The sequence below is a fragment of the Acidimicrobiia bacterium genome, assembly GCA_040881685.1.
In the GTDB taxonomy this organism is placed as follows: Bacteria; Actinomycetota; Acidimicrobiia; order IMCC26256; family PALSA-555; genus SHVJ01.
Map to the genome: position 1 here is coordinate 12402 of JBBECS010000019.1, position 13654 is coordinate 26055.

Consider the following 13654-nt stretch of genomic DNA (forward strand, 5'->3'; position numbering starts at 1 on the left):
CTGTCACACCCTCGTGGTTCCCTGCGGGGGACAGCGAAACGACACCGAAGGAGCTGACCGAACAGACCATGGCCGCCGTCACGACCTTCCCCGGCACTGGCGCACTCGTGGGACCCGCGACCCACTGGCGCGCCCCGCGCCCAGCCACCACGCGCGGCCGCCGGGTCTCCCGCGCCACCTACCGGCGTCGCCGACTCTTGGCGGCAGCGCTGGTCCTCGGTGCGGTGGTCGTGACGGGGGAGGCGGGCGTCGCGCTCGGGGGAACACCCCTCGCTCCCCCCGAGCGCCGCTCCGCCCAGCCCTCGTCGGCCTCGGTCGCGGTCGTGCGGCCGGGCGACACGCTCTGGGCGATCGTCGAGCGCTTGCGTCCCGGCACGGATCTCCGCCCGCTCGTCGACGAGCTGTACGAGGCGCGCCACGGCGCACCCCTGCTGCCCGGCGAGACCATCCGCCTGCCCCGCTGAAACCTTCCATGGTGCGGGATACGTTGGCGTGGTGCGCTGCCCCTACTGCCAAGCCGACAACGACAAGGTCGTCGACTCGCGGCCGGCCGACGACGGCGCCTCGGTTCGCCGCCGGCGTGAGTGCCTCGGGTGCGGGCGTCGCTCTACGACCCACGAGCGCGTCGTCGAGCTGCCCCTCATGGTCGTGAAGCGCTCCGGGGTCAAGGAGCCCTTCGAGCGGTCCAAGCTCGAGGGCGGGGTCGAGCGGGCCGTGGCCGGGAGTGCGGTTTCCCCGGCGGCCGTCACCGCGCTCGTCACCGAGATCGAGGAGGAGGCCCGGGCCAGCGGGCCCGAGGTCACCACCGAGCGCCTGGGCATGGCCGTGCTGGAGCGGCTTCGGGTGCTCGACGAGGTGTCGTACGTGCGCTTCGCCTCGGTCTACAAGGGCTTCGAGGCGGTGGCCGACTTCGAGCGGGAGGTCGGAGAGCTCCGCAAGACCACGGCGCCCAAGCCCCGCCCCGGTTCCCGGCCCTAGGCCCGGGATCGGGAAATGTTGCTGAAGTTGCCCATTGACACGGATGGAATTCCAGTGTTGTAATACGCCCCGCATCTAGCGACGGTCGCCCCCTCCACCCCCACATCTTGGGGTTGGGGCGACCGGCGCCGGGGGAAGGCTCGGGGGAGATCCGAGCGACGATTGAGGACAGGAGGAGTCACGTGGCCATCGCGCCGGAGCAGATCGGGATCGGGATCCGCAGGTTCTTCACCCGGCCCGGGGTGCACCCCTATGACACGGTCGAGTGGGAACGGCGCGACGCGCGCATCCCGAACTTCAAAGACGGCACCGACGCCTTCTACCAGCCCGACGCGGAGTTCCCCGTCGAGTGGTCGCAGAACGCCACGAACATCGTTGCTCAGAAGTACTTCCGCGGCACGCTCGGCACCGACGAGCGCGAGTGGTCGCTGCGCCAGGTCATCGACCGCGTCGCCGACACGATCACCGCGTGGGGCATGCGCGACGGATACTTCGTGGACGACCAGGAAGGTGCCGCGTTCCGCAACGAGCTCAAGCACATCCTCGTGACGCAACGCGCGGCCTTCAACAGCCCGGTGTGGTTCAACATCGGTGTCAAGGGCGTGCCCCAACAATCGAGCGCGTGTTTCATCCTCGCGGTCGAGGACACGATGGACGGGATTCTCAACTGGTACCGGGAAGAGGGGACCATCTTCAAGGGTGGCTCGGGTTCCGGGATCAACCTGTCCAACATTCGTTCGTCATACGAGGGCCTCGCGGGTGGTGGCACCGCGAGCGGTCCGGTCAGCTTCATGCGCGGCGCCGATGCCTCGGCGGGGACGATCAAGTCGGGCGGCAAGACCCGGCGCGCCGCCAAGATGGTCATCCTCAACGACGATCACCCCGACATCGAAGAGTTCATCTGGTGCAAGGCGCGTGAGGAGCGCAAGGCGCGCGCGTTGCGCGACGCGGGCTTCGACATGGATCTCGACGGCATCGACAGCCACTCGATCCAGTACCAGAACGCCAACAACTCCGTGCGGGTCACCGACGAGTTCATGCGCGCCGTCGAGGAGGACGGCGACTGGGCGCTGAAGGCCGTGAAGACCGGGGAGTCGATCAAGCCGGTCAAGGCGCGTGACCTCATGCGGCAGATCTCGGAAGCGTCGTGGGAGTGCGCGGACCCGGGGATGCAGTTCGACACCACGATCAACCGCTGGCACACCGCGCCCAACACCGGCCGCATCAACGCCAGCAACCCGTGCTCCGAGTACATGCACCTCGACAACTCGGCCTGCAACCTGGCCAGCATCAATCTGTTGAAGTACCTCGACGAAGACGGCAACTTCGACACCGACGCGTACCAGCAGACCGTCGAGGTCATGTTCACCGCGCAGGAGATCCTCGTCGGCAACGCCGACTACCCGACCGAGAAGATCGGCGACAACAGCCGCAAGTTCCGCCAGCTCGGCCTCGGGTACGCCAACCTCGGGGCGCTGCTGATGGCGCAAGGCCTGCCCTATGACTCCGACGAGGGTCGGGCGTGGGCCGGGGCGATCACTGCGCTCACGACCGGTCACGCGTACGCGACGAGCGCCAAGACCGCGGGCCGCATGGGCCCGTTCGCCGGCTACGCCGACAACGAAGACGCCATGCTCAACGTGCTGCGGATGCACCGCGCCGAGGTGGCCAAGATCGACGAGGAGCTCGTGCCGCCTGAGCTGCTCAGCGCGGCGCAACGATCGTGGGACGAGGCCGTCGAGGTCGCGGAGACCCAGGGCGTCCGCAACTCGCAGGCGACCGTGCTCGCTCCGACGGGTTGTCTGGTCGGTGGGTCGCTCGTGCCGACCGAGCGTGGGCTCGTGCGGCTTGGCTCGCTCGGGAACCCGGCAGGTGAACCGTGGCAGCCGCTCGCGATCGATGTCCAGACCGACCATGGACCACGGGAGGCTACGAAGTTCTACGTGAACGGCGTCGAGCCCGTCGTCGACGTCGTGACGTCACGCGGCTACCGACTCCGCGGTACGACGAAGCATCGGATCAAGGTCGTCGACGAGTACGGAGTGTGGGTCTGGCGTCACATCGCCGATGTCCGCGCCGGCGATCGCGTCCCGCTGTCGCTCGATCAGCTCGTCGGAGAGCCGCAGCCGGTGCGCCTCCCGCCGCTTCCGGAGGCTTACTGGACCGGTGAGTGGAAGGCCGAGGCTCCTCGTGTCGTCACACCGGAGCTCGCGGAGCTCGTCGGGTACTTCATGGGCGATGGATCACTTCACTCGAGGGGTATCCGTCTCTGCGTCGCCGACGGCGACTTCGACGTGGTCGAACGTCTCTCGCACCTCGGCAAGGAATGCTTCGGGCTCCAAGCGCACATCACTCAGCAACGGGGTTACACGGAGGTTGCGTTCCATTCCGTCCGGCTCACCGAGTGGTGGGAGACGTGTGGCTTCGCGAAGCGCCTGCCTCGTGAAGACCACACCGGCAAGGGATGGATCCCGCACGTCCCGGACGCGCTGCTGTACACGAACGATCGCGACGTGTACGCGGCGTTCGTACGCGGTCTCTATGAGGCCGACGGCACGGTCACGTCCGGGATCCCGCACTGGGCCACCACCTCGCTGGAGTTCTCGCACGACGTGCAGGCGCTGCTCCTGGCGCTTGGTTACCCGACCACCCGCAAGTTCGACATCACCGGGTGGGGGCAATCGACGCTGGCTGTGCTCCGCCTGCTCAACACGTCGTACCACTCACGTTGGCTCGACGAGGTCGGCTTCCTCGGTGACCGCAAGAACGCGGCAGTGCTCCGGAGTGAAGGCCGCCAGGCCGCCCGCAAGGACCACATCCCGATCACCCGGGAGCTCGTGGACCGTCTCGCGCCCACGAACGACCGGTTGCGCAGGACGTTGTTGATGGAGGTAGCCCGCGGCACCGTGTCCCGACGGTTGGTCAACGAGCTCTACGAGCGCACTCATGACGACGAGCTCGGTCATCTCCTCGGCTTCTTCTACGACACCATCGCGTCGGCCGAGCTCGGCGACGAGGAGCTGACGTTCGACCTCTCGGTTCCCGACAATGTGACCTACGTCGCGAACGGCTTCGTGAGTCACAACACCATCGGGCTGATGATGGACTGCGACACGACCGGCATCGAGCCCGACCTCGCCCTCACAAAGGCGAAGAAGCTGGTGGGTGGCGGAACGATGATGATCGTGAACCAGACGATCCCGCGCGCGCTGCGCAAGCTCGGGTACTCCGACGAGCAGGGCGACGCGATCGTCCAGCACATCAACGAGCACAAGACCCTCGTTGGCGCACCCGGCTTCAACCCCGAGCACCTCCCCGTGTTCGCGTGCTCGATGGGCGACAACACGATCCACTACATGGGTCACGTGAAGATGATGGGTGCCGCGCAGCCATTTTTGAGCGGGAGTATCTCGAAGACTGTGAATGCCCCCGAAGAAACGACGGTCGAGGAAATCGAGAACCTCCACATCCAAGCTTGGAAGTTGGGGCTGAAATCCGTGGCCATCTACCGCGACAACTGCAAGGTGGCGCAGCCGTTGGCCACGCAGAAGAGGACGGTGAAGACGGTCGAGGTTGCCGAGGTGGCCGAGGCGGCGGACCAGGCCGGCGTCGTCATCCGCGAGGTCGAGCGGATCGTCGAGACCGTCATCGTGCAGCAGCCGATCCGGCAGAAGCCACCGCGCACCCGCTCGTCGCGCACCTTCTCGTTCCGCGTCGCCGACTGCCACGGGTACGCGACCGTCGGTGAGTTCGAAGACGGCCGCCCTGCCGAGGTGTTCCTCAAGGTGGCGAAGCAGGGATCCACGCTCGCCGGGATCATGGATGCGTTCGCCATCTCGGTGAGCCACGGCCTTCAGTACGGCGTACCGCTCCGGGCGTTCGTCGACATGTTCACGAACATGCGCTTCGAGCCCGCTGGCATGACCGACGACCCCGACATCCGGTTCGCCACGAGCCTCGTCGACTACATCTTCCGGCGCCTCGCGGTGGAGTACCTCACGTTCGACGAGCGCAAGGACCTCGGTGTGCTCACGATCGACGAGCGCATGGAGCCCACGCTCCCCGGCGTCGAGGAGGCCACGACGGTGACGGAGTCCGGTCTCGACCTGCTCCCGCCGGAAGACCGCGCACCGTCGCACATCATGGAACTTCCGATGGCGCCGCCCGAGTCGGCACCGGTCGAGGCGGTAGCGGAGCCCGCACCTGAAGCGCGCCACGACCGCGAGGTCGAGGTGGTCCTCTGCTACGCGTGCGGCGACATCATGCAGCGCGCTGGCTCATGCTTCGCATGTCCGTCCTGCGGCGCCACCACCGGTTGTTCCTGACCTGACGCGGCGTCGGTGAGACGGAGCTAGGTCTGGCGCACGTAGCCGTCGCCGCTGAGGAAGCGGAGCGTCACGTGCGCGGCGGCCAGGAGGCGGTCGTCGCGACCGGCGTCGATCACCTTCACGTCTACGACGCCGAGCGCTTCCGACGTGCGCAGCACGGTACCGGTTGCTCGCAGAGGGCCGACGCGCCCTGCCGCGAGGTACTGGATCGACGTGGAGGCGGTGGCCACCGGTCGACCAGTCGCGCGGGCGAGGCTCGACGCCCCCGCCACGTCCACCAGCATCGAGACCAGCCCTCCGTGCACCGATCCGGCTGGGCCGCGCATGTCGTCGCTCACGTCGATCTCGACGCCGAACTCGCCGTCGACCTCCACGTGCCGATGCGGGAGCTGGTCGAAGAACTCGCACCCCATGGCGAAGTACTTCGGCTCGTCGGTCATGCGCTCTCTCGCCTCGCGAGGAAGGCGTCGACGGTCTCGGCGATGTAATCGACGTCGTCATCGGTCATCGCGTGGTTCGAAGGCAGCACGAGACCTTGTTCCATCACGCGGTCGGCATTCGGGCAGCCGTTGGGCGGTGCGCGGTGGGCGATGCCCTTGAACGCCGGTTGGCGAAGCGCGTTCCCGGTCCAGACCATGCGGGTGTCGATGCCCTGGCCCTCCATGTGCTCCTGGAACTCCGAGCGCCGGACCCCCGACTCGGGGCGGATCAGCACCGGGAACATGTGCCAGCCGGTGTCCAGGCCCTCGAGGGTGCGGGGGAGCACGAACACATCGGGATGGCGAGCGAGGTGCTCGTGCAGCCGGGCGAAGTTCCGCTGGCGAGTGGCAAGGAAGGTCGGGAGCTTGCGCAACTGCACGAGACCAAACGCCGCGCTCACCTCCGATGGCTCGAAGTTCCAAGCCACCTCGTCGAAGATGAAGAGGTTGTCGTACTCGAGACCGTCCACGTCGGAGAAGAACCGCTTGTCGCCGCGGCGAGAGCCGTAGAGTTGCACTTCCGAGCGGCGTCCCCAACGACGCAGGAGCAGGCAACGGTCGGCGAATGCGTCGTCGTCGACACACACCATCCCGCCCGTTCCCATCGCCGTGATGATGTGGGACAAGGCGAAGCTGGTCACGCTGATGTGCGAACGGGTGCCCGTCGACGTGCCGCGGAGCTTGGCGCCGAGGGCGTCGCACGAGTCTTCGACCACGAGGAGTCCGTGGCGGTCGGCGATCTCGCGGACCCGATCCCAGTCGGGGGCGTTGCCGATGAGGTTGGGCAGGAGGATCGCCTTCGTCGCAGGGCCGACCAGCGCCTCGATCGCATCAACGTCGGCGTTGTAGGTGTCGGGCTCCACGTCGACGAAGACGGGGACGAGGCCGGCGCGGACCATCGGTGCGATGTCGGTCGAGAAGGTGACGGGCGACGTGATGATCTCGTCACCGGGCGAGAGCCCGAGGAGCTCCACCGCGAGGTACAGCGCCGACGAGCCGGAGTTGCACATGATCCCGCGGCGCTTGCCGAAGAGGGCCGCCACCTGCGACTCCATCTCCCGCATGTTGCGCCCGATGCGCAACGCTGTTGCTCCGCCGCGCAACACCTCGACGACCGCGTCGATCTCCTCGTCGTCGTGAACGCTCCCGGCATACTCGATGCGGCGCACGGCTCGGCCCCCTCGTCGGACGCGCAGCCTATGGGGCTAGCGTGGGGTGCATGACGCTGATCAACGAACAGGCACCGACCGCGGTCCACGTCGGGAGCGACGAGTTCCCGTGGGCCGACATCGGCGACGGCAGCAAGCTGAAGGTGCTCCAGACCAAGGAGCACGAGGGCCTCTGGATCGTGGAGAACATCTTCCAGAACGGCTACCAAGTGCCGACCCACAAGCACACCGGTCCGGTGTGGGGCTACACGCAGTCGGGCGCGTGGAAGTACAAGGAGTCCGACTACGTGAACCGGGCGGGGTCGTTCCTCTACGAGCCGGCCGGCTCGGTGCACACGCTCACCTGCATCGAGGATGACACGCGGGTGTGGTTCCAGATCTACGGCTCGAACCTCAACCTCGACGCCGACGGCAACATCGAGAGCGTCGTCGACGCCGCCACCGTGCTCGCCGGCTACTACATGCTCCTCGACTCGCAAGGCATCCCGCGTCCCAACGTCCTCACCGACTGACTTCGTGGAAGGACACGCGCTTCAGCTGCGCGACGAGCCGCGGCGAGTCGATGTCGTGGTGGACGGCGTCACCGTCGCGTCGTCCACTCGCACCGTGACCCTCGAAGAGACCGGTCTCCCGGTGCGGTACTACTTCCCGCGCGACGACGTGCGCATGGAGCACCTCGACGCAACCCCGACCGAGACGGTGTGCCCGTTCAAGGGCCAAGCCTCGTACTGGACCGTGCGGGTGGGGAGTGACGAGCACCGCGACCTGGCGTGGAGCTACGAGCAACCGATCGACGGAGTCGAGCGCATCGCCGGGCACGTCTGCTTCTACGCCGAGCACGCGGATCACGTGCTCGACGGCGAGCTTCAGGAACGCCCGACGTCGCCCTGGTCCAAGACGAGCACCTGACGCGTCAGGCGTACGCCGCGCGCAGGGCTCGGATGATCTCGTTGCGCCAGTCGCGGGCTGATGGCACGAGCGCGGTCATCGACGACGAGCCGTGGACATGGCCGTCCCACCGCTTGAACTGGACCGGGACGCCCGCCGCAGCGAGCCGGTCGGCGTAGCGCTCGCCCTCGTCGCGCAGCGGGTCGAACTCGGCCGTCATCACGACGGCGGGCGGCAGGTTCGAGAGGTCGTCGGCAAGCATTGGTGACGCGTACGGGTTCGTCGCGTCGGCCGGGTCCGCGAGGTAGTAGTCGCAGTATTGCTCGATGGCACCCCGGGTGAGCATGTAGCCCTCGCCGTTCTCGGTGATCGACGCGCAGCTCATCGTCAGGTCGGTGACCGGGATGTCGAGCACCTGCAGCACCAGAAGTGGACCGCCACGGTCGCGGGCCATCAACGCAACGACGGCCGTGAGGTTGCCGCCGGCGGAGCCGCCGCCGATCGAAACCCGCGACGGGTCGATGCCGAGCTCGTAGGCGTGCTCGACCGTCCAGAGCAGCGCGGCGTAGCAGTCCTCGGGCGGGACCGGGAACCGGTGCTCGGGAGCGAGCCGGTAGTCGACAGACACGACGATGCACCCTGCGCCGGCGCAGAGCTCTCGGCACGGCACGTCGAAGTGGTCGAGCTCGCCGAGCCAGAACGCGCCGCCGTGGAAGTAGATGTGGGCAGGGAAGGGGCCCGCACCCGGTGGCGTATAGACGCGCACGGTGATCTCACCGCCGTCGACCGACACCCGCACGTCCGAGACCTTGCCGACGTCAGGGCCGGGCTCGCCCAACGCCATGAACGACTGCTGCATGAACCCATGGGCGTTGTCGCGCTGTTCCTGGACGGTCACGTTCGGGTCGCGCGCCGGCGTCTCACGCGCCGCGTCGAGCACCGGCACGAGTGCGGGATCCACGGGCACGGCCGACCTCCACGAAATGCTGCGGCCCGGCCCCTTTCGGGCCGGGCCGCAGAGCATCGCGCGTTCGTTGGATCAGGGACACCAATCGGCGGGGTTGAGGCGGTGGCCGATGCCGTCCCGACCACCCCATTGCTCCATGGTTGCGCGCCGCCCTCGCGCGTCGGTGACCGTCGCGTTGATGGCGATGTTCGTGGGCCGGCGCACGCTGCCTCTCGGGAAGGAGTAGTGGATGGTGAAGCGGTTGGATTGTCCCGGCTCCTGAAGCACGGTCGCTTGGACGGTCGCGTTGCCGGCTCGCGCGGTTGCGGTCACTCGGTACGGCGTGGCCTGCGGCTGCTGGCTGACCACCACCGACACCCAGGTCGACGTCATGCCGCTGTGGTCGGCGTTGTTGCAGACGCCGGCGCCGTGCTCGTAGATCGGACCGGGACCGATGCGACCCCTAGGGACCTCGATGCGCAACGCCATCGGCGCGGGCGGCGGAGGAGGCGGTGGGGGAGGCGGCGGCTGGTTCCCGTTGCCATTCCCGTTGCCGTTGCCGGCGGGTGGCAGGAAGCGAGGCGGGTCGATCCGGCCGGGCTCGAGCTCGAGCTCGGGGATCGGCGGCTGGTTGCGCCGCGGCGGTGGACGCTCCTCGCCTTCGGGTGGCGCCTGCTCGCCGGCTTCGTCCCCGTCCTCGCGGTCGTCGCCCTCGTTCGCGTCGTCATCTGCCGGTGCGGCGGGCTCCTGCTGGCCGTCGGCCGCGGGGTCGGTACCGGCCGCGCCCGACGGGGCCTCGACCCCAGGGGCAGCGGGCGTGTCGCCGGACGCCACCGTGGTCGGGCCCTCGACGAGGGCGGTCGACGGATCGTCCGCCGCCTGGCGGCGCATGCCCACGCCGATCGCGGTTCCCCCGGCGATGCAGACGAATGCGGTGATCCAGATGGCGGCGGTACGAGCGGTGCGGTGGCGCATGTCCTGGCCCTCTTCCTGGTTGGTCCCCGGCTGGGGTTGTGAGGAGGAGAGCGCCAGCCGGCCCACACCTTGCAGAAATGCCGGGGGAGCCGCCCGTACGATGCGCCCGTGGCGGAGCCGAACGCGTCCGATGAGGCGCTCGAGGAACGCCGCGACTGGCTCTTCGTCCTTGCTCTCCTCTCGGCGGTGCTCCTCGCCGTCGTCTATGTGGTGGCGGTCCGGACCGGGTGGGGCCAACGCCTCGACAACGCCGCGCTCGATGGCCGCACCACCCGCCTGGTGGTGCTCCACGCGACGAGCCTTCTTCTCGACACGATCAGCGTGACGTCGCTCACGCTGCTCGGTGGGGCAGCGCTCGCGATCGCCGTCGGGCGGCGCCGCATCCACCTCGCGGTCACCGCCGCCGCGGTGGTGCTCGGCGCCAACCTCACGTCACAGTTCCTCAAGAACTACTTGCTCGGGCGCCCCGATCTCACCGGGACGAACGATCCGTTGCCCATACCGAGCTTCCCGAGCGGGCACACCACCGTCGCCATGTCGTTGGCCGTGGCGTTCGTGCTCGTGGTCCCGGCGCGGCTGCGTCCGACCGCGGCGATCTTCGGTGCTGCATATGCGTGCCTAGTCGGGACGGGCACCGTCACCGCTGGTGGGCACCGTCCGAGCGACGTGATCGGCGGCTTCCTCGTGGTCGCGATGTGGACGGGCATGGCGGTCGCCGGCCTGATGCGGTGGCGAGGTGCGATCACCGAGCGCGATCCCGACGCGGGTGCTGAACCCGCGGTCACCCCGGCCTTCGCGAGGATCGGCGCGCTGCTGCTCGCGCTCGGGTTCGGCGGCTTCGTCGTCGTGTACCTCGCGATCCGCCAGGACCGGCTCGACGCGGTGCGCCTCGACGGTGCGTACTTAGCGGCCTTGATCGTGATCGTCGGCGCCGGTCTCCTTGTGATGGCTGTGCTGCTGGCCGCGCTCCGCGGCGTCGGGCTGGATCCCTCTCCGGGCGAGGTCATCAGCTCTCGACGACGTCGCCGAAGCGTGGTGCGTTCGAGGCGCTGAGACCGAGGGGTAGGGTCGATTCATGGTGGACGAGCAGGAGATCGAGCGCGCGCTCGTGATCACGGCACATCCCGATGACGTGGACTTCGGGGCTGCTGGCACCGTCGCCACATGGACCGATGCCGGGATCGACGTCGCGTATTGCATCGTCACCGACGGCGACGCCGGCGGTCACGATCGATCGGTGTCACGGCAGGAGATGAAGGAGACGCGTCACGCCGAGCAGACGGCCGCGGCCAAGCACGTGGGTGTGACCGACATCCACTTCCTCGGCTACCCGGATGGTCGGCTCGAGGCCACCCTCGAACTCCGCTGCGACCTGTCTCGCGTCATCCGCGAGGTGCGCCCGCAGCGGGTGGTCTGCCCGTCACCCGAGCGCAACTATGAGCGCATCTACGCGAGCCATCCCGACCACCTCGCCGCGGGTGAGGCCTCGATCTGTGCCGTGTACCCCGACGCGCGCAACCCGTTCGCGCACCCCGAGCTGCTCGTCGACGGGCTCGAGCCGTGGACAGTCGACGAGGTCTGGATCATGGCCACCGCGTCATCGAACGTCTTTGTCGACATCACCAACGTGATCGATCGCAAGCTCGACGCGCTCCAGAGCCACGTCAGCCAGCACCAAGACCCGGCGATGCTCGACAGTCTGATCCGCGACTGGGGCGCGATGGTCGCGGAAGCCGCCGGCTTCCCCCAAGGCCACTTCGCCGAAGGCTTCCAGCGAGTCGCGACCACCTGAACCCCGACGTGCGTCTCTCATCCCGGAATAGCCGGGTGAGGGACGCACCCAAGGGGGTCGGTCAGACGATGACGGTGCGGATGACCTCGCCGGCCTTCATGGCGTCGAAGCCCTGGTTGATCTCGTCGAGCGAGATCGTGCGCGACACCATGTCGCCGATGTCGAGGCGACCGGTCTCCACGAGCTCGACGAGCTTCGGGAAGTCTCGGCGTACCTGCGCCGACCCGTAGACGCACCCGAGCAGTCGCTTCTCCGACAGCACGAGCGGGAACGTCGGCAGGCTGACCTCGGCGTCGAAGCGCGGCACACCGACCGCAACCGCAGTACCGCCGGAGCGCACGCAGTTGAACGCCGTGGTGATGAGCTCGGCCACGCCGATCACCTCGAACGCGTAGTCAGCGCCGCGGCCACTGGTGAGCGCCTGGACCTGCGCCACCACCTCGCCATCGGCCGGGTCGACCGCGTCGGTGGCGCCGAGCTTGAGCGCGGTGTCGCGCTTCAGCGCGACTGTGTCAACAGCGATGATGCGCGCCGCGCCGGCGATGCGCGCACCCTGGATCACGGCCTGGCCCACACCGCCGCAGCCGATCACGACCACGCTGGAGCCCGGCTCGACCTTCGCGGTGTTCAACGCCGCGCCCACGCCCGTGGTCACGCCGCAGCCGATCAGCGCGAGCTGCTCGTCGGGAAGCTCGGTGTCGACCTTCACGATGGACATCTGGTCGCACGTCATCATGTCGGCGAACGTGCCGAGCCCGGTCATCGTGGGCAGCGGGGTGCCGTCGCTGCGGGTGGCCCGCAGGCTGGCCATCACCGTGTAGGTGTTCTCACAGAGGTTCGACTTGTCGTGCAGGCAGAACCAGCACGTGCCGCACGCGGGGATGAACGACCCGATCACCCGGTCGCCCTTCTTGAGCCCGCTCACTTCGGAGCCGACGAAGTCGACAACGCCCGCGCCCTCGTGACCGAGGATCGACGGTGGGGGCATCGGCAGCGTGCCGTTGATGACCGAGAGGTCGGAGTGACAGATCCCGCTCGCGGTGATCTTGACCACCACATCGCGTGGTCCTGGATCGGTGGGCGTGACGTCTTCGACGACAAGCGGTCCGTCGTTCTCGGTGAAGATCGCGGCACGCATCGTGGCTCCCCCTCGGGTTGCTGCTGACTGGCGACGGCGACGCTATCGCGCCGTTGGTACCGGCCATTCGTGCTGCGGCAGTCCGGGTGTGGGCATCCCTTCCCACGCCACGACCTGACCCGGCATGCCGTCCACGGCGTACAGCGTGCGCAGGTCGTCGCCGCCGAAGCAGCAGTTCGTGGTGAGCCCCCGCCCAGGGATCTCGAGGAAGTCGACCTCCGTGCCGTCGGCCTCGAACACTCGAAGGCCATGGTCGATCGTCACTGCAACATAGAACCGACCGTTGGCGTCGACGCAGAACCCGTCGCCGGTCCTCTCGCCGACCTGCTCGACGACCCACTCGCGCCCGCCGTCGGGGAGGAGGCGTTGGAGACCCATTCCTTCGACGACGACCGGTGTCCCGTCGGGCTCGAGCGCAATCCCGTTGCAGTACGCAAAGCCGTCGAACGCGATGCGCGTCGTGCCGTCCGCGGCCAACGTGTGCACGCGTCCGGCGGGCTCTGACGGTGGGGGATAGTGCGGTGGATCGGTGAACCACAGCGTCCCGTGCTCGTCGACCACCAGGTCGTTGGGAGCGAGGAAGCCCTCGTCGAGCAGATACGAGACTTCACCCTGCGGATCGACGCGCTGGATGCCCGGTGTGATCGGTTGGTACTCCGGCATCGGATCGAGCCGCAGGCCAGTGGTCGAGTAATCGATGCCACCGTTCTGGGTGACGACGAAGCCCCCGTCGCTCGCGGCGATCACCGCGTTCGCGCCGCCACCGGTCATCGCGACCGGTTCGACGACGCCGGTGGCGACGTGCACTCGCACCACGGCGCCGTTGGCCACGCTCGTGCACACGAGGGTGCCGTCGGAGCACCACGTCGGGCCCTCCGCGAACCGGATGCCGGTCGCGACGACCTGCAGATCTCGCTCCATGATTCGGCACGCTAGCGGCGCGGCGCGGTCGATAGCCTCC

13 protein-coding genes are annotated in these 13654 nt (G+C 68.3%); 7 read left to right on the plus strand and 6 right to left on the minus strand.

All coding sequences use genetic code 11. From position 1 onward, the window contains the following. The 3 genes from WEE69_05510 to WEE69_05520 form a co-directional block, all read left to right on the plus strand. Window positions 1-464 (plus strand): LysM domain-containing protein (locus WEE69_05510; protein ID MEX1144743.1); only part of this gene is annotated, 464 nt, incomplete at its 5' end. Between the two features lie 31 nt (window positions 465-495). Beyond that, entirely contained in the window at window positions 496-978 is a 483-nt protein-coding gene (gene nrdR / locus WEE69_05515; GenBank protein ID MEX1144744.1) for a transcriptional regulator NrdR, read from the plus strand. Between the two features lie 182 nt (window positions 979-1160). Further along, entirely contained in the window at window positions 1161-5303 is a 4143-nt protein-coding gene (locus WEE69_05520) for a vitamin B12-dependent ribonucleotide reductase (GenBank protein ID MEX1144745.1), read from the plus strand. A 26-nt stretch (window positions 5304-5329) separates the two neighbouring features. Here the strand turns inward: WEE69_05520 and WEE69_05525 are convergent, their stop codons facing one another. Both WEE69_05525 and WEE69_05530 read right to left on the minus strand, forming a co-directional pair. Then, window positions 5330-5746 (minus strand): PaaI family thioesterase, encoded by a 417-nt coding sequence (locus WEE69_05525; GenBank protein MEX1144746.1) that lies wholly within the window; start codon window positions 5744-5746, stop codon window positions 5330-5332. Further along, window positions 5743-6954: a DegT/DnrJ/EryC1/StrS family aminotransferase gene (locus WEE69_05530; protein MEX1144747.1), complete on the minus strand. Its 1212-nt coding sequence runs from the start codon at window positions 6952-6954 to the stop codon at window positions 5743-5745. The genes WEE69_05525 and WEE69_05530 overlap by 4 nt, the downstream gene beginning before the upstream one ends. A 50-nt stretch (window positions 6955-7004) precedes the next feature. On the opposite strand from WEE69_05530, the gene WEE69_05535 reads away from it, so the two are divergent. Together WEE69_05535 and WEE69_05540 are read left to right on the plus strand one after the other, a co-directional pair. Then, a complete protein-coding gene (locus tag WEE69_05535) occupies window positions 7005-7466 on the plus strand; it encodes a 2,4'-dihydroxyacetophenone dioxygenase family protein (GenBank protein ID MEX1144748.1) in 462 nt (153 codons plus the stop codon). 4 nt (window positions 7467-7470) lie between these two features. Beyond that, window positions 7471-7863 (plus strand): DUF427 domain-containing protein, encoded by a 393-nt coding sequence (locus WEE69_05540; protein MEX1144749.1) that lies wholly within the window; start codon window positions 7471-7473, stop codon window positions 7861-7863. A gap of 4 nt (window positions 7864-7867) precedes the next feature. Here the strand turns inward: WEE69_05540 and WEE69_05545 are convergent, their stop codons facing one another. Together WEE69_05545 and WEE69_05550 are read right to left on the minus strand one after the other, a co-directional pair. Next, window positions 7868-8809: an alpha/beta hydrolase gene (locus WEE69_05545; protein MEX1144750.1), complete on the minus strand. Its 942-nt coding sequence runs from the start codon at window positions 8807-8809 to the stop codon at window positions 7868-7870. 72 nt (window positions 8810-8881) lie between these two features. Further along, window positions 8882-9763, minus strand: coding sequence for a hypothetical protein (locus WEE69_05550; GenBank protein MEX1144751.1), 882 nt, complete (start codon window positions 9761-9763; stop codon window positions 8882-8884). 108 nt (window positions 9764-9871) lie between these two features. On the opposite strand from WEE69_05550, the gene WEE69_05555 reads away from it, so the two are divergent. Next, window positions 9872-10816, plus strand: coding sequence for a phosphatase PAP2 family protein (locus WEE69_05555; GenBank protein MEX1144752.1), 945 nt, complete (start codon window positions 9872-9874; stop codon window positions 10814-10816). A gap of 22 nt (window positions 10817-10838) precedes the next feature. After that, window positions 10839-11555, plus strand: a complete 717-nt coding sequence (locus tag WEE69_05560) for a PIG-L deacetylase family protein (GenBank protein ID MEX1144753.1) — start codon at window positions 10839-10841, stop codon at window positions 11553-11555. 61 nt (window positions 11556-11616) lie between these two features. On the opposite strand, the gene WEE69_05565 is transcribed toward WEE69_05560, so the two are convergent. Together WEE69_05565 and WEE69_05570 are read right to left on the minus strand one after the other, a co-directional pair. After that, window positions 11617-12693: a Zn-dependent alcohol dehydrogenase gene (locus WEE69_05565; protein ID MEX1144754.1), complete on the minus strand. Its 1077-nt coding sequence runs from the start codon at window positions 12691-12693 to the stop codon at window positions 11617-11619. 42 nt (window positions 12694-12735) lie between these two features. After that, window positions 12736-13614, minus strand: coding sequence for an SMP-30/gluconolactonase/LRE family protein (locus tag WEE69_05570; protein MEX1144755.1), 879 nt, complete (start codon window positions 13612-13614; stop codon window positions 12736-12738). Window positions 13615-13654 lie beyond the last annotated feature (40 nt).